Source organism: Streptococcus australis (assembly GCF_015553625.1).
GTDB classification, from domain to species: domain Bacteria; phylum Bacillota; class Bacilli; order Lactobacillales; family Streptococcaceae; genus Streptococcus; species Streptococcus australis_B.
Genome location: NZ_JADNGY010000012.1, coordinates 20,546 through 37,056, shown reverse-complemented (window position 1 = coordinate 37,056; position 16,511 = coordinate 20,546). Strand labels below are relative to the sequence as shown.

The window sequence follows — 16,511 nt, the reverse complement described above, 5'->3', positions numbered from 1 at the left end:
AAAAAATCGCTATTTGGTTTATTATTTTAGGTATTTGGTCATAAAAATCTCCAAATCAGGAGAATGATCATTTATTTTGAAAAAGAAAAACCGCCTATTTTTACAGGCGGTCATTTCTTTCTATGAAGCAAGCATAGGGAACAAATATCTAAGCAAACCCAACAATCAACAGTTTAAGACAAAGCAAAAAGCCCACAACCATGGGCTTTTCGTAAGATATATCTTAAAATTAAAGCATTTTGTTGTAGAATTCAACCACAAGTGCTTCGTTGATTTCTGGGTTGATTTCATCGCGTTCTGGCAAGCGAGTCAATGAACCTTCCAATTTTTCAGCATCGAATGATACGAATGCTGGACGTCCAAGAGTTGCTTCAACAGCTTCAAGGATAGCTGGAACTTTAGCTGATTTTTCGCGAACTGAGATCACTTGACCTGGAGTTACACGGTATGAAGGGATATCAACGCGTTTTCCATCAACAAGGATGTGACCATGGTTAACGAATTGACGAGCTTGACGACGAGTAGTCGCAAGTCCAAGACGGTAAACAACGTTATCCAAACGACGTTCCAAAAGAAGCATGAAGTTGAAACCGACAGTTCCTTCTTTGATCTTAGTAGCTTGTACGAACAAGTTACGGAATTGTTTTTCACCAAGTCCGTAAGAGAAACGAAGTTTTTGTTTTTCAGCTAATTGCAAACCGTATTCTGACAATTTTGAACGGTTGTTTGGTCCATGTTGACCTGGTACGTAGTTACGACGTGCCAATTCTTTACCTGTACCTGTAAGTGACAAGCCAAGACGGCGAGATTGTTTCCAAGATGGTCCTGTATAACGTGACATATGAAATGTCCTCCTATAAAAATAATTTTTTGTAGGAAATAACGTTTTAGACAAACCTGATTCGTTCAGAAAGCCTTCGCCCAAACAGCAAAGGTTACTTTTCTAGCTGGCTTCCTGTTGACGAGCTTCATTTTGTCCTGCTGTCATTTCGCACAAATTCTATTATACCACCAATACCAGTCCTTGTAAAGTTGCTTTCTCGTTTTTTTGTATTTCTTTCTATAAGTGAAAAGTAAAATGGGCGCTTCTAGCTAGCGACTTTCTAAATCGCTAATTTCTGACTTCGATTATCATGTATTTCCTTTTCTATCCTCTCATTTTTATTTTGTTTACATGAATCTTTACAACTTTTTTACAACTTGTCAAGCATGATTGTTTTAACAGTCTCCCAAATAACCCTATTGTAGCAAGATTAAGAACAAAAGCCTTTAAAAGATTCCCTGTCTATTATTGACATATTTGATTGTAAAATTGACAGCTTTGTCAATATTTTTACATAACTATAACGATCATATAATTAAAAAAACCATCTCCGAGAAGAGACGGTTGAAATTTGTAGCTCACCCTAACCAAATTAGTCTAAGTAATGAATCAGATTTTTCTCAGTTAAAATATCTGAGTAAGTGTAAGATTCGACATAGGTTGTTGCTGGTTCACCAGGTAAACTATTTTCATTTGTGTATTCAATAATAAACAAAGAAGGATAGACTTCAATTAATCGACCAAACTTATTTTTTTGACGTTTACGGCCATTTTCCAAGGTCATTTCTACAATTTGACCTTCATGAGCCTTGATTTCTTCTTTGATTTTTTTCATTTTTGCTACATCAGTAAATGCATCACTCATCCATTATTCCTCTACTCTCTTTGATATGCTGGAGAATTTATTATATTCCTTTTGGAAGATTAACTCCACTGTTCCACGCGCACCCGAACGGTTTTTTTCAATAATGACTTCAACCTTATTATTCGGCATGCCTTCTTCTTCCTCACCCGCACGTTCATAATAGTCATCTCGATATAGAAAGGCAACAATATCTGCATCCTGCTCGATGGATCCTGACTCACGAATATCGGATAGAACCGGACGTTTATCTTGTCGTTGTTCGACTCCCCGAGATAGCTGACTGAGGGCAATCACAGGAACCTTTAATTCTTTCGCCAAAATTTTTAATTGACGAGAGATTTCTGAGACTTCCTGTTGACGGTTTTCACGTCCAGTCCCAGTAATCAACTGCAAGTAGTCGATGAGGATTAGACCGAGATTACCGGTCTCTTGTGCTAATTTCCTAGAACGAGACCGAATTTCTGTAATCCGAATACCGGGAGTATCATCTATATAAATGCTTGCATTGGCTAGATTTCCTTGTGCAATTGCATATTTTCGCCACTCATCGTCTGTCAGCTGACCAGTACGAATGGAATGGGATTCAATCAAGCCCTCTGCTGCCAACATCCGGTCTACCAAACTTTCAGCACCCATTTCCAGCGAGAAAATAGCAACTGTTTTATCCAACTTGGTTCCGATATTTTGAGCAATGTTTAGAGCAAAGGCAGTTTTACCAACCGCTGGACGAGCTGCAAGAATAATCAACTCTTCTTCATGAAGACCTGTTGTCATATGATCAAGATCTCGATACCCCGTTGCAATCCCAGTAATATCCGTTGTCTGCAAAGACCGAGTTTCAAGACTTCCAAAGTTGATATTTAAGATATCCTTAATATTCTTGAAACCACTCCGATTAGTCTTTTCACTAACATCAATCAGAGCTTTTTCTGCACCTGCAATAATCTCATCCGACGGACTAGCTCCATCATATGCTTGATTTATACTCTCCGTTAAACGAGCAATCAAGCGTCTTAGCACCGCTTTTTCAGAAACAATCTTTGCGTAATATTCCGCATTGGCTGAGGTTGGAACAGAGTTGATGACTTCGGCTAGATACGAGAGACCACCGATATTTTGTAAATCCCCTTGACTATCTAGAATATTGCGAACTGTAGTCGCATCAATAGCATCTCCCCTGTCTGCAAGGTCAATCATCGCCTTAAAAATTAACCGATGGGCATATTTAAAGAAATCTGCTGGCTCAATAAACTCACGAACAAAAACCAGTTTTCCCTCATCGATAAAGATGGCTCCTAAGACAGATTGCTCTGCTTGGATATCTTGAGGCTGGGTTCTTAATTCTTCTATCTCAGCCATAGTCATTCCTTTCTAACGATTTACTTAACCTTCATTTACTCGAATTTGGATAACACCTGTAATATCCTGATAAATTTTAACAGGCACATCAATCAAGCCAACAGAGCGAATTGGAGAAGCCACTTGAATGTGACGCTTATCGATTTTGATTCCAAATTGTTTTTGTAGTTCTTCTGCAATTTTTTTATTGGTAATAGAACCAAATGTACGTCCATCAGGACCAATTTTTTCTGTAAATTGGACAACGGTCGTTTCTTCTGCTAATTTTGCTTGAATTTTTTTCGCTTCTGCGACTAGTTCCGCATGGGCTTTTTCTTCAGATTTTTGCTTACCACGAAGCTCCCCAATCGCTTGGGCGTTGGCTTCCTTGGCTAAATTCTTTTTAATCAAAAAGTTTTGAGCATAACCTGTTGGGACTTCTTTAATTTCCCCTTTTTTTCCTTTTCCTTTTACATCTGCTAAAAAGATAACTTTCATTCTTCTTCCTCCTTATCCTTTTGGACCTCTTCTCGAATACAGTCAATCAACTGGGCACGAACCTGATCTATTGTTACATCTGACAATTGAGAGGCCGCAGAATTAAAGTGGCCTCCGCCTCCCATTTGCTCCATAATCTTTTGCACATTAACCTTGCTTCTGCTTCGAGCTGAAATGGAAATGCTTCCTTGTTCATTCAGAGCAATAACAAAGGTAGCTTCAATTTTGGACATGGCCAACATACTATCCGCTGCTTTACTAATGGTGACTGTCCCATAAGGAACATCTTCTGCTCCCGTTGCCACAATAATATGTGGGAAGACCATTTGACCATTTAGGATCAATTCATTTACTTCGCGGTACTCATCGAAGTTAATAGCTGAAATTTCCTGGATGAGGACACTATCACTGCCTCGGCTTCGCAAATAACTAGCTACATCAAATGTACGACTTGTCACACGAACTGAGAAATTCTTGGTATCCAACATAATACCTGCCATCAGAACACTGGCTTGAATCTTATTCAAGCGGTTCTTCTTAGAATTCTGGAACTGAAGCAATTCAGTAACCAACTCACTCGCACTACTTGCACCACTTTCAATATAAGTGATCATGGCATTTTCAGGGAAGTCTTCATCCCGTCTATGGTGATCAATGACAATGACTTGGGAAAACTTCTCATACAAATCATTTGAAAGCGTAAGAGCTGTCTTCGAATGGTCCACCATAATCAAAAGGGATTGATCGGTTACCATCCTTAAAGCATCTGAAACCGTTAATAGTTTAGTCGCTCCATCAGATTGAATTTTTTCAACCGCTCGTTTGATATCCTGAGCCATGGACGTATCATCATAAACTGCATAAGAGCGTTCGTTGATATTGTATGCAAATAATTGCATCCCAATCGATGCTCCTAAAGCATCCATGTCTAATTTTTTGTGGCCAACAACAAATACCTGATCAACCGATTTAATTTTTTCAGAAATAGCTGTCATCATAGCACGAGTTCGCGTACGAGTGCGCTTGATAGAAGAAGCTGTCCCACCTCCAAAGAAAATAGGATCCTTACCTTCTTCTCTTTCTTTCACAACCGCTTGATCGCCTCCTCGAACTTCAGCTAAGTTTAGATTCGATAAAGCAACTCTACCAATTTGATCATGATTGCCGTCCCCGTATGAGAATCCCATACTTACCGTAATTGGTAATTCACGATTTTTTGCTTCCTCACGGAATTGGTCAATAATAGAAAATTTGGATTCTATTAATTGTTCAAGGACCGTATAGTCGGTAAAGAGATAAAAACGATCCATCCCAACTCTTCGGTAAAACATATGGTATTTTTCAGAGAATTCTTCAACAAAGTTTGCAATAAATCCATTGATGCTACTGATATCTGAATCAGACACAACATCTTCTAAGTCATCATAGTTGTCTACAGACATAATCCCGATAACCGGTCTAGTGGTAACAAGACCGACGTTGGCTTCGTACTCGCTTGAAGCATCAAAAAAATAAACGACACTAGCTTGGGAATCCAGATAAACCGAATATTTTTTATCCCCAATGGTTGCGTAATGGCCTTTCCCCTCAAATGGAATTGCCAAAACTTGTTGCAGGTATTCCACATCAAATTGTCCATCCTCAGTGGAGAAAATCAACTCCGCATAGGGATTAAACCACTCGACTTCATTGGTTTCACCGTTTACCTTAATCACACCAACTGGCATTTTATCTAGTAGCGAGGCCAATCCATTTTCAGCCTGATGATTAACATATTGAATTTGTTCTAACTCATCTAACTCTACTTGCTTTAATTGATGAAGAAAAAGATAGATGACACCGGAAAGGATCAACAGAATCACAAATAAATTTGCAATTGTGCCACCCATTAATCTGGAACTGATGGCTAATATAATAAATGCTAACAAACCTACCATACAATAATGGATAGGAGTCATACGAAATTTTTTCATCATAAACCTCTGTTGGGCCATTATACCATAAAATATAAGAAAAAGCGAGGCCAGTCAAGCCTTTCCGCCAAACAAATGGCTAAGATGGATCATGGATTGATTGATCACTTGTCTAACACTGTAAAGAATCTTTACACCATTGTAAACAAACTATAAAACGAGAAAAGAAGTAGCTCTTCAGCCACTTCCTTCACATATTTACATCCTCATCAAGTTAGGATTCTTTTTCTTGGTTTTTCGAAATACTCCGACTCTTGCCTTCAAGATAAACCATCAAGATAGAAATATCAGCTGGGTTGACACCTGAAATCCGACTAGCTTGACCAATGGTCTCTGGATTAATCAGTTTGAACTTTTGACGAGCTTCTGTTGCGATGGAGTCAATATCATCCCAGTCAATATTGGCAGGAATTCGTTTTTCTTCCATTCGTTTCATCTTTTCAACCTGGTCTAAAGCTTTTGAGATATATCCCTCATACTTAATTTCTGTTTCAATCAGTTCGATGATCTTATCATCTAACTCTTCCGCAGCAGGTCCGATAAAGTTGACAACATCTTGATAGGATACCTCTGGTCGACGTAAAAATTCTTTGGCAGTAACTGCATCTGTTAATGGTTTGAAGCCAAGTGCTGTAACTTTTTCATTGGTTTCCTTTACAGGTTTTAACTTGATACTGTCAAGACGTTTCATCTCATTTTCAAACTGATACTTCTTGGTTTCAAAACGGTTCCAACGTTCATCGTCAACCAAACCAACCTCGCGCCCAATTTCTGTCAAGCGCATATCTGCGTTATCATGACGAAGAATCAAGCGATACTCAGCACGACTAGTTAACAACCGATATGGTTCGACTGTTCCTTTGGTCACCAAGTCATCAATCATGACCCCGATATAGCCATCACTCCGTTTCAAAATGAGTTCTGGTTTCCCTTGAATTTTCAGAGCCGCATTAATCCCTGCTACAATTCCTTGGCCAGCAGCTTCCTCGTAGCCAGATGTTCCATTAGTTTGGCCCGCTGTAAAGAGACCTGATATTTTCTTTGTTTCTAAAGTTGCTCGTAACTGATGTGGAAGAACCATATCGTACTCAATTGCATAACCGGTACGCATCATCTCAGCATTTTCTAGCCCCTTAATTGAATGAACTAGTTCTCTTTGCACGTCTTCTGGTAAACTGGTTGACAAGCCTTGGACATATACTTCTTCTGTATTGCGTCCTTCTGGTTCTAGGAAAAGTTGGTGACGTTCCTTGTCAGCAAAGCGAACAATCTTATCTTCAATAGATGGACAATAACGAGGACCAACACCCTTTACAACACCTGTAAACATAGGGGCCCGGTGTAAATTGCTGTTGATAATCTCATGGCTTTGACTATTGGTATAGGTGAGCCAACAAGGGATTTGATCCTTTAAATAATCCTCGTCACGCGAATTGTAAGAAAAGTGATTTGGATTTTCATCACCAGGTTGAATTTCCGTTTCTTCATAATTGATTGACGATGCCTTGACACGAGGAGGCGTTCCTGTTTTGAAACGACCAATTTCAAGTCCTAGGTCTCTTAAATTATCAGCCAGTTTAATCGAAGCAAGGCTGTGATTTGGTCCTGACGAATACTTGAGATCCCCGATAATAATTTCTCCTCTGAGAGCTGTCCCTGTCGTGACAATAACAGCCTTGGCTCCATAGGCTTGATGAGTCGCTGTTACAACTCCTCTGACCTTCCCGTCTTCGACGATGATCTCATCAATAACTGATTGGCGAAGAGTCAGATTTTCTTGGTTCTCAACCGTCTTACGCATTTCCTTAGAATAAAGTTCCTTATCCGCTTGGGCACGAAGCGCACGGACTGCTGGACCCTTTCCTGTATTCAACATCTTCATTTGAATGTAGGACTTGTCAATATTCTTGGCCATCTCTCCACCGAGGGCATCTACCTCACGGACCACAATCCCTTTTGCAGAACCACCAATCGAAGGATTACAAGGCAAAAACGCCAACATTTCTATATTGATGGTTGCAAGTAGAACTTTACAACCCATCCGGCTCGCAGCAAGTGAGGCTTCTACACCCGCATGTCCTGCTCCGATTACAATAATATCGTATTCTTCTATAAAATTATAAGTCATCTTTTCTCCTATTTCTCCAGCTGTATGTGTTGTAATTGTCCGTTCCAATCTGGTAAGGCCGTTTTTAAAAATGCCGGCTTCAGGTCAACAGTAGATAAGGCCTCTATAGCAAGCCACCGGCAAGGTAAGGACTTTGTATCTTCCTGCATGGTTAAAGGGGCATCTTCCAGCAAGTCCACCAAATAATGAAATTCAATATTATGGTAGTGGATTCCAGCTTGATTAAAGCGATTTTCAACAATGAAAGCTAGCTGACCAGCTCTAGAAGCAACGCCAAGTTCTTCTTTGACTTCCCGAACCACAGCATCTTCTGTAGCTTCATTCACTTGAAGAGCGCCACCGATTGTATAGAAACCATCCTTGTCTTCTATAACTAACAATCGACCATTTTCTACAATTAAAGCAGTTGCTCTCACACCAAAAACCGTCTGATTCAACTTGGTCCGAAAATCCTGTTCTTGCATGTTACTTCCTTTCGAAACGACACAAAAATAGTCAAAACTCTGAGAAGTGCAGGACAAAAAAGCCTGCAACATCCATGAGCTTTGACCATCATTTCTATTGCTTTTCTTATTGTAGCAAATTGAGAAAATTTGTCAATTTAAATATACTGACAAACTTCTCCATCCCGGTAAGCATTGTCAATCAAACCACCTCCGAGACACTCTTCACCATCGTAAAAGACAACAGCCTGACCTGGTGTAATGGCCCGTTGAGGTTCTGCAAAAATAACCTCAGCCTTGTCACCCTTGACATGAACCGTCACTTTGGAATCTGGCTGGCGATAGCGGAACTTGGCTGTACACTCTAGTGTAAACTCTTCTGGCATATCTCGTGTAAAGTGAACTTGACTAGCTTGTAAACTTGTTGACATGAGTGCTTCATGATAGAAGCCTTGACCGACATAAAGAATATTTTGACTCAGATCTTTACCAACTACAAACCATGGGGCATTGTCCCCACCTTGTTGACCACCAATTCCAAGACCACCCCGTTGACCGATTGTGTAATACATCAAACCAGCATGTTCGCCCATATCACGTCCATCTACAGTCATCATTCGGCCTGGCTGGGCAGGGAGGTAGTTACTGAGAAACTCTTTAAAATTCTTTTCACCGATAAAGCAGATCCCAGTGGAATCTTTCTTTTTAGCTGTTGCCAATCCAGCCTCTTCTGCCAAACGGCGAACCTCAGGCTTTTCCAAATGTCCCAATGGGAACATGGTTTTTTGAAGTTGCTCCTGAGACAACTGGCTTAAGAAATAAGTTTGATCCTTCCCATTGTCAACGCCACGTAGCATATGAACAATGCCGTCCTCATCTCGTGCCACGCGCGCATAATGCCCTGTCGCTACATAATCGGCACCGAGAGTCATGGCATAATCTAAGAAGGCCTTAAATTTGATTTCCTTGTTACACATGACATCCGGATTTGGTGTACGGCCTGCACGGTATTCTGCAAGGAAGTATTCAAAGACGCGATCCCAGTATTCTTTCTCAAAGTTGACAGAATAGTAAGGAATGCCAATTTGGTCTGCAACCGCTGCTACATCTTTGTAATCTTCTGTAGCTGTACAAACACCATTTTCGTCTGTGTCATCCCAGTTTTTCATGAAGATGCCAATGACATCGTAACCCTGTTGTTTTAACAACAAAGCCGTAACAGATGAATCGACACCGCCACTCATACCAACAACAACACGTGTTTTCGAGTTATCACTCATAGGTTTCTCCCATCTTTTCGTTTCTCACGATTGAAGGTCGTGGTTTGCTTCAACGATTGAAGGTCGTTTTGAGCATTATCAATTGTAACACGCTTTATAGTAGAAAACAAGCATCATGCCATTCTACTTATTGACTATTGTATCTAGACGTTTACAAGTCTGTAAATCAAAAAGAGTCCAATTGCTGAACTCTTTCATCTACTTTAATACCAACCATTGGCCAGCCAGAAGTTTTTAGCTGCCGACCATGAACCATAGCGGTTGACAACATATTGATTGGCTACTTTTTCCTGATTTTCAGGTGATAAATCTCCATTTAAATACGTGATTGTTAACTGATATCGACCATAATATTGGCCATTTTGTGCTGTATAACTGCCGCTTGATTCTTTCTGAGCAATCCATTCTTTAGCCGCAGCATCCTCTGCACTCAAGCCATTTGATGCAGAACCCGTCGTTGTTGCTTGTGTAGTGTCAACTTTACTGGTGGTAGCTTGCTCAGTTGTCTGTTTAGTTGAGCTAGTTTCTTCAATCTCAAGAACTTGTCCAACTGTAATGAGATTTACATTGCTAATCTTATTTTTCTTAGCAATTTCATCAACAGTGGTGTTCTTTTCCTTAGCGATAGCAGATAAGGTATCCCCTGACTTTACAGTGTAAGATTCTGCACTGGCGAGGACAGGAATAAACATTCCTGATAATAAGCTAAGTTCGATAACACGTTTTACAAACATTTTTTTATTCATGGTTTTACACTCCTTTTCTGTATGCTCTCTATCTTACAGAAGAAATGTTTCGGAAATTTTATGAAATCACGTCAAATGTTTCAACAATGTGTTAGCGAGAATAAATAACACCTCAAATAAAATGGTTTTAAGTATCTTTTAAGTTTAAAACAAAATTTCCCTCTCAAATAGGAGAAAACAAGACCTAGATTTGTTATAATGAAAGAAAAGAAACCCTAAGGAGCAGACTGATGAATTCGCTTAAATTCCAATCCGTATTTGATATTATTGGACCAGTTATGATTGGACCTTCTAGTAGCCATACTGCTGGAGCCGTTCGTATTGGAAAAATTGTCTCTTCTATTTTTGGAGAGGATCCGACAGAAGTTGAATTTCAGTTGTTTAATTCCTTTGCCAAAACCTATCGCGGTCACGGAACAGATTTGGCCCTTGTAGCTGGTATTTTAGGCATGGACACAGATGATCCAAGAATTCCCAATAGTCTTGAAATTGCACATGAAAGAGGAATTCGAATCGTTTGGTCTATTCAAAAGGAGAGTAATGCTCCTCATCCAAATACGACGACCATCACGGTAAAAAATGAGCATAAAACTATCTCCGTCACAGGAATTTCTATTGGTGGGGGGAATATTCAGGTAACTGAGTTAAATGGCTTCGCAATTTCACTGAACATGAACACCCCAACTATTATTATCGTTCACCAAGACGTTCCTGGGATGATTGCCCATGTTACAGAAGCCCTTTCCCGCTATGATATCAATATCGCCCAAATGAACGTAACCCGCGAAAAAGCTGGTGAAAAGGCTATTATGATCATTGAAGTAGATTCTCGAAATTGTGACGAAGCGATTGAATTAATCCGTCAAATTCCCCATTTACACAATGTGAATTTCTTTCAATAAGGAGACCCCATGTTTTATTCAATTACAGAACTAGTTGAGCAAGCGACCCTCCACTATGAAGGAAATGTCGCAGAATTAATGATTGCTACCGAGTTTGAACTAACTGGCCGTGAGCGAGAAGAAGTTCTGACTCTTATGACACGTAATCTTGAGGTGATGAAAGAATCTGTCCACTTAGGCCTCAATGATCAGCTTTCTCGAAGTGGCTTGACAGGAGGAGATGCTGCAAAACTAGATCGCTATATTCAATCTGGAAAAGCCCTCTCTGACTATACTGTCCTAACTGCAGCCAAAAATGCTATCGCTGTCAACGAACACAATGCAAAAATGGGCTTGGTCTGTGCTACTCCAACAGCCGGATCGGCCGGTTGTTTACCCGCTGTTCTCACTTCAGCGATTGAGAAACTCCATTTAGATGAACACCAACAATTGGAATTCTTATTAGCGGCTGGAGCCTTTGGTCTGGTTATTGCCAACAATGCATCGATTTCTGGAGCCGAGGGAGGTTGTCAAGCAGAGGTTGGGTCAGCATCTGCTATGAGCGCAGCAGCTTTAACGCTAGCAGCGGGAGGAAGTCCCTACCAAGCTAGCCAGGCTATTTGTTTCGTCATTAAAAATATGCTAGGCCTGATTTGTGATCCTGTTGCAGGACTAGTTGAGGTTCCTTGTGTCAAACGAAACGCTATGGGAGCGAGTTATGCATATATTGCGGCAGATATGGCCCTGGCAGGAATTGAATCCAAAATACCTGTTGATGAAGTCATCGATGCTATGTATCAGGTCGGATCAAGTCTACCAACTGCCTTTAGAGAAACTGCTGAAGGTGGTCTGGCAACTACTCCAACTGGGAAACGACTACAACAAGAAATTTTCGGAGAGTAATCTATGAAGTATATATTTTTCGACTTGGATGGGACCTTAGTCGATAGTTCCGAAGGTATCGAGACCACCTTTCTACACACTTTTAACCTGCTGGGGGTTCCTGCACCTGATAAAGAGACTATTCGAACCTTTATGGGCCCTCCACTCGAGGTTACATTTACAAACCATGTTCCAAAAGAACTTGTTACAAAAGCTGTAGAAATCTATCGCACCTATTACAAAGAAACCGGCCAACAGCAAACCTACCTCTACCCAGGTATCAAAGAACTCCTTCATCAATTAAAGGAATTGGGTTTCCACTTATTCATCACCACCTCTAAAAATCAGGAAGTGAGTCTTGAAATAGCCCATTTACTAGGAATTAGTGATTATTTTGAAGGGATTTATGGTTCTATCCCTGGATCCATGCACAAAGCTGATATCATTCAGCGTGTACTGTTGGATCATGAAATTCCAAAAGATGAGGCTTGTATCGTTGGGGATACTAAATTTGATATCATTGGAGGAAAAACCATTGGCATTCATACAATTGCAGTCAGTTGGGGTTTTGCTCCTCTAAATCAATTAAAAGAGGAAAGTCCTGATACCATCATAGATTCTCCCCTAGATTTACTCACTCATTTAAGTTGATAAAAGAGGTTTACAAAATTGTAAACCTCTTTTTTGTATAAAATCACGCTTGGGTAAGACTACACATCGGTCATCAAGGTTGACGAATACTATCGTACCTCTTTACAACTCTTTCCCGCACTTGTCAAGATAAGAAACAAAATAAAAAGAGGGTTCCCCCTCTTTTTTAGTATCCCCAAGCTGAAAGTCCTTGGTTTGAATAGGCATTATAAGCTGCTTGGATTTGATCATCAACTGTAGCAGTTGAACCCCAACCTGGCATTGTTTGGAAAAGACCACTAGCCCCAGATGGGTTTGCTGCGTTCACTTGACCATTTGATTCGCGGGCAATAATTGCTTCCCAAGTTGATGCAGGAACCCCTGTCATTTCAGCCATTCGAGCTGCTGCATAAGATCCAGTTTCTCCAGCAGTATTTCCATTTGCAAGTACAATCCCATTTCCAGAATTCGTAACAACTGGTGCCGCATTATAAGTAGCATTAGTTGTTGTTTCTGCTGCAACTTGATTTGTAGAAGCTCCAGCTACTGGTTCCTGACTTGCTTTGGCAGTATTTACTTTGTTGATCAATGAGTTTGAACGTTCACCCAACTTAATAATTTGACCAGCATGGATCAAATCTTGATTGCTGATTTGATTCAATTCAACAAGCTTTTCGATAGTAGTGTTATTCTTAATCGCAATTTCTGATAAAGTATCACCATTTTTTACTTCGTATGTTTCAGCATTCACTACCACACCAGTAACAAAAAGTGAAAGAGCTGAGATAATAGAAGTTAATGTCCATTGGACTTTTTTTGTGTTCATCAATACATTCTCCTTTCGAACATAATACTATCTTACACATTAAATGTTACAGTTAGTTATATTTTATGTTACAAAGGTTACAAAAACATGTATTTTTCATGCAAAAAACGCTATAAATAGCGTTTTTCTTCATCTTTTTAGAAAAAACACCCTATATGTAGTGGTGGTATTCTAATATTTTAACCAAAAAATGATAGCACCAACTGCCACTATAGATAGAATAGCTATACTATCTAAGGCTTGCCATTTTAACTGCCTGTATCGGCTTCTTCCCTCTCCACTTTTATAACCTCTTGCTTCCATGGCAATTGCAAGAGCATCTGCACGTTTAAAACTTGATGCAAACAAGGGAATTAAAATCGGTATAAAAGAGCGGATTTTCTGAAGGAGATTTCCTTCTCCAAAATCAACCCCTCTAGCTCTCTGTGCATTCATAATGCGAATTGTATCATCCATCAGAGTGGGAACAAAACGGAGGCTCATAGACAACATGAGCCCAATTTCATGAGCAGGAACTTTGATCATTTTAAAAGGAGTTAACAATTTTTCTACTGCATCTGCTAAGCTTAAGGGTGTGGTTGTCAGCGTTAAAATCGTTGAAAATACAACAATGAGAATAAAACGACAAAAGATCACACCAGCTTGCGCAAGACCTTTATCCGTTACAGTCAAAAAATAAAATTGAAATAAAGTCTTACCACCAGTCGTCGCAAACAACTGAAAGAGGGTGGTGAATGCGATGATAAAGACCATAGATTTCAAGCCATTAATAAAAAAACGAAAGGGGATTTTAGCAATCAAAATCAAAGCAAGGGCAAATAAAAATAACAGGGCATTTGTCATCACATTATTAGCCCAAAACAAAATAACAATTAATAAGAAAAGTCCCAGTAACTTTGCTCTTGGATCCATACGATGGAGAATGGAATTACCTGGTACATATCGTCCTAAAATCATACTATTCATGTCCAATTAACTCCTTAAACTCCTGTAAAGTGATTGGTAAAATTGGCAAAGATAGTCCTTTTTGACGTAAACGCCAAGCAAATTTCGTCACTTTAGGTACACCTAATTGAATATTTTCTAACCCTTCTACATCCTGAAATACGTCCCTTGGGTGCCCAGACCTCACAATTCGTCCTTTTTCCAAAACATAAACAAGATTTGCGTATTCTGCCACATCTTCCATAGAATGACTAACAAGAACGATGGTCATGCCAGCTTGATGAAGTGACGCAAATAGCTTCATTAATTCCCGTCTGCCTGAGGGATCCAAGCCAGCTGTCGGCTCATCCAGTACCAAGATTTCAGGTTCCATCGCTAAAATGCCTGCAATAGCAACCCGTCTCATTTGTCCTCCAGATAATTCAAAGGGACTCCGTTCAAACAACTCTTCAGAAAGACCGACTAAAGTCAATTTCTCCTTGGCAATGCTTTCAGCTGACTCTTGGTCTACTCCAAAATTTTGAGGACCAAAAGCGACATCTTTTACCACAGTCTCAGCAAAAAGTTGACTTTCTGGAAATTGAAAAACAAGACCAACTTTCTTCCGAAGGTTCTTTAACTCTTTTTGAGAGGACTCAGAATCAATGTGTAAATCATTCATTTGCACTTCCCCTCGACTAGGTAAAAGCAGACCATTTAATAATTGGAGAATGGTTGATTTTCCACTTCCAGTATGCCCAATTAGAGCTGTATAAGAACCGCTTGGGATTTCCATATTCACATCAAAAAGAGCCGCTCCTTCAAATGGAGTTCCTTCTTGATAGGTATAACTAAGCTGTTTTAAAGCAATTCCCATAATAGTTTTTCTAGCTCTCCTTCAGTCTGATAGGTTTCTCCGACTGGAAAACCTTTTTGATGTAAAATGCTTCGCAATCGATTCGCGAAAGGTTCTTCTAGTCCAATTTCATCTAAATCATCTCGAGAAAAGAGTTCTCTTGGAGTCAGATCCAAGGTCGCTTTCCCTTTTTCAAAGAGAATAACCCGATCACTTAGGGAAACTTCCTCTAAATCATGGGTAATAGAAATAACCGTTAAACCGTATCGTTCTTTAACTTCTCGAACCGTACGAATCAGTTCCAAGCGTCCTTCAGGATCCAACATGCTGGTCGCTTCATCCAAAATAATGATTTTAGGTCGTAAAGCAATAATTCCTGCAATCGCCACCCGTTGCTTTTGTCCACCGGATAACCTAGCTGGTTCTCGATCCTTAAACTCATCCATGCGAACCATTTTCAAAGCTTCATCTACTCGTTGAACCATCTCATCTCTTGGAATCCCTTGATTTTCCAATCCAAACGCCACATCATCTTCTACAGTAGCTCCAACAAATTGGTTATCCGGATTCTGAAAAACCATACCAATCTCACTACGTTTATCCCAAACGTTTTCAGGAGTTAGCAAATCTCCAGAGATATAGATTTCACCCGATTCAGGTTCCAACAAACCATCAATCAAACGAACCACTGTTGATTTACCACTTCCGTTATGTCCGATAATGGATAACCATTCACCATGTTTCACGTGAAACGAAATATCATTTAACTGATGGTTCTCATCTGTTTTTTGGTATTTAAATGTAAGATTTCGAACTTCTATAATATTATTCATTTATCTAAAGGTATCTTTAAAGAGGTAGGCACTGCCTTTAAAGTATTCATATCCAGAGTAGACTGTAAAGATTAGCGCAACATAAAGCGTCAATTGGCCCAATAAATCCCAATGAAAGAGAAGGAAAATAATGGAAAACATTTGTGAGAAGGTTTTAATTTTTCCAGGCATAGCTGCTGGCAAAACAACTCCTCCTGTTTCAACCAATAACAGACGGAGGCCAGTAACAGCTAATTCACGGCAAATAATAACTGCCGTAATCCAGGCCGGAACCATCTTTAATTCAATCATCATGATAAAGGCAGACATGACAAGAAGCTTATCAGCCATAGGATCTGCAAATTTTCCAAAGTTACTAACAACGTTCCATTTACGAGCTAGATAACCGTCTAAATAATCGGTGATACTTGCAACAGCAAATACGATAGCTGCTGCTACATGCCAGCCATAACTTTTGCCAAATATTAGCATCAAAATAAAAATGGGAATAAACACAATTCGAATCAGTGTTAAGGCATTAGGAATATTTTCTTTTTTCATTCTAGTCTCCTTACTAGTTTACATAATAGTTTACATCTAATTGAC

Annotated in this window: 17 protein-coding genes; 3 read left to right on the top strand and 14 right to left on the bottom strand. The window is 39.7% G+C overall.

Features of this window, described 5'->3' with window-relative positions:
• Nucleotides 1–229: 229 nt before the first annotated feature.
• The 9 genes from rpsD to I2D56_RS09260 all read right to left on the bottom strand — a co-directional run bounded on the left by rpsD (nucleotide 230) and on the right by I2D56_RS09260 (nucleotide 10,094).
• Complete coding sequence (gene rpsD / locus I2D56_RS09300; protein WP_003009175.1) at nucleotides 230–841, bottom strand: 30S ribosomal protein S4; 612 nt, start codon at nucleotides 839–841, stop codon at nucleotides 230–232.
• 574 nt (nucleotides 842–1,415) lie between these two features.
• Nucleotides 1,416–1,688 carry a Veg family protein gene (locus tag I2D56_RS09295; protein WP_006595358.1) on the bottom strand — a complete coding sequence of 91 codons (273 nt, stop codon included), beginning with the start codon at nucleotides 1,686–1,688 and terminating at the stop codon, nucleotides 1,416–1,418.
• 3 nt (nucleotides 1,689–1,691) lie between these two features.
• A complete protein-coding gene (gene dnaB, locus I2D56_RS09290) occupies nucleotides 1,692–3,047 on the bottom strand; it encodes a replicative DNA helicase (protein WP_023024763.1) in 1,356 nt (451 codons plus the stop codon).
• A gap of 24 nt (nucleotides 3,048–3,071) precedes the next feature.
• A complete protein-coding gene (gene rplI, locus I2D56_RS09285) occupies nucleotides 3,072–3,524 on the bottom strand; it encodes a 50S ribosomal protein L9 (RefSeq protein WP_023024764.1) in 453 nt (150 codons plus the stop codon).
• On the bottom strand, nucleotides 3,521–5,500 hold the full coding sequence (locus I2D56_RS09280) for a DHH family phosphoesterase (RefSeq protein ID WP_123159938.1): 1,980 nt from the start codon (nucleotides 5,498–5,500) through the stop codon (nucleotides 3,521–3,523). Before I2D56_RS09280 ends, rplI begins: the two co-directional genes overlap by 4 nt.
• 211 nt (nucleotides 5,501–5,711) lie before the next feature.
• Nucleotides 5,712–7,625, bottom strand: a complete 1,914-nt coding sequence (gene mnmG, locus I2D56_RS09275; protein ID WP_023027415.1) for a tRNA uridine-5-carboxymethylaminomethyl(34) synthesis enzyme MnmG — start codon at nucleotides 7,623–7,625, stop codon at nucleotides 5,712–5,714.
• An 8-nt stretch (nucleotides 7,626–7,633) separates the two neighbouring features.
• A complete protein-coding gene (locus I2D56_RS09270) occupies nucleotides 7,634–8,089 on the bottom strand; it encodes an NUDIX hydrolase (protein ID WP_123159939.1) in 456 nt (151 codons plus the stop codon).
• Nucleotides 8,090–8,226: 137 nt separating this feature from the next.
• Nucleotides 8,227–9,348: a tRNA 2-thiouridine(34) synthase MnmA gene (gene mnmA / locus I2D56_RS09265; protein WP_195348413.1), complete on the bottom strand. Its 1,122-nt coding sequence runs from the start codon at nucleotides 9,346–9,348 to the stop codon at nucleotides 8,227–8,229.
• 203 nt (nucleotides 9,349–9,551) lie between these two features.
• Nucleotides 9,552–10,094 carry a LysM peptidoglycan-binding domain-containing protein gene (locus tag I2D56_RS09260; RefSeq protein WP_195348412.1) on the bottom strand — a complete coding sequence of 181 codons (543 nt, stop codon included), beginning with the start codon at nucleotides 10,092–10,094 and terminating at the stop codon, nucleotides 9,552–9,554.
• Nucleotides 10,095–10,324: 230 nt separating this feature from the next.
• On the opposite strand from I2D56_RS09260, the gene sdaAB reads away from it, so the two are divergent.
• Genes sdaAB through I2D56_RS09245 form a run of 3 tightly spaced genes read left to right on the top strand, consistent with a single transcriptional unit; the run spans nucleotide 10,325 to nucleotide 12,508 of the window.
• Nucleotides 10,325–10,996 (top strand): L-serine ammonia-lyase, iron-sulfur-dependent subunit beta, encoded by a 672-nt coding sequence (sdaAB, locus tag I2D56_RS09255; RefSeq protein WP_023024775.1) that lies wholly within the window; start codon nucleotides 10,325–10,327, stop codon nucleotides 10,994–10,996.
• A 9-nt stretch (nucleotides 10,997–11,005) separates the two neighbouring features.
• Nucleotides 11,006–11,878 (top strand): L-serine ammonia-lyase, iron-sulfur-dependent, subunit alpha, encoded by an 873-nt coding sequence (gene sdaAA / locus I2D56_RS09250; RefSeq protein WP_023024777.1) that lies wholly within the window; start codon nucleotides 11,006–11,008, stop codon nucleotides 11,876–11,878.
• Nucleotides 11,879–11,881: 3 nt separating this feature from the next.
• Nucleotides 11,882–12,508 carry an HAD hydrolase-like protein gene (locus tag I2D56_RS09245; protein ID WP_023027419.1) on the top strand — a complete coding sequence of 209 codons (627 nt, stop codon included), beginning with the start codon at nucleotides 11,882–11,884 and terminating at the stop codon, nucleotides 12,506–12,508.
• A 166-nt stretch (nucleotides 12,509–12,674) separates the two neighbouring features.
• On the opposite strand, the gene I2D56_RS09240 is transcribed toward I2D56_RS09245, so the two are convergent.
• The 5 genes from I2D56_RS09240 to pgsA form a co-directional block, all read right to left on the bottom strand.
• A complete protein-coding gene (locus I2D56_RS09240; RefSeq protein WP_195348411.1) occupies nucleotides 12,675–13,313 on the bottom strand; it encodes a LysM peptidoglycan-binding domain-containing protein in 639 nt (212 codons plus the stop codon).
• Between the two features lie 171 nt (nucleotides 13,314–13,484).
• Nucleotides 13,485–14,279, bottom strand: a complete 795-nt coding sequence (locus tag I2D56_RS09235; protein ID WP_023027421.1) for an energy-coupling factor transporter transmembrane component T family protein — start codon at nucleotides 14,277–14,279, stop codon at nucleotides 13,485–13,487.
• Complete coding sequence (locus I2D56_RS09230; protein WP_023024785.1) at nucleotides 14,272–15,114, bottom strand: energy-coupling factor transporter ATPase; 843 nt, start codon at nucleotides 15,112–15,114, stop codon at nucleotides 14,272–14,274. Before I2D56_RS09230 ends, I2D56_RS09235 begins: the two co-directional genes overlap by 8 nt.
• Complete coding sequence (locus I2D56_RS09225) at nucleotides 15,099–15,926, bottom strand: energy-coupling factor ABC transporter ATP-binding protein (RefSeq protein ID WP_023024787.1); 828 nt, start codon at nucleotides 15,924–15,926, stop codon at nucleotides 15,099–15,101. Before I2D56_RS09225 ends, I2D56_RS09230 begins: the two co-directional genes overlap by 16 nt.
• Nucleotides 15,927–16,466 (bottom strand): CDP-diacylglycerol--glycerol-3-phosphate 3-phosphatidyltransferase, encoded by a 540-nt coding sequence (pgsA, locus tag I2D56_RS09220; RefSeq protein WP_023027422.1) that lies wholly within the window; start codon nucleotides 16,464–16,466, stop codon nucleotides 15,927–15,929.
• Nucleotides 16,467–16,511 lie beyond the last annotated feature (45 nt).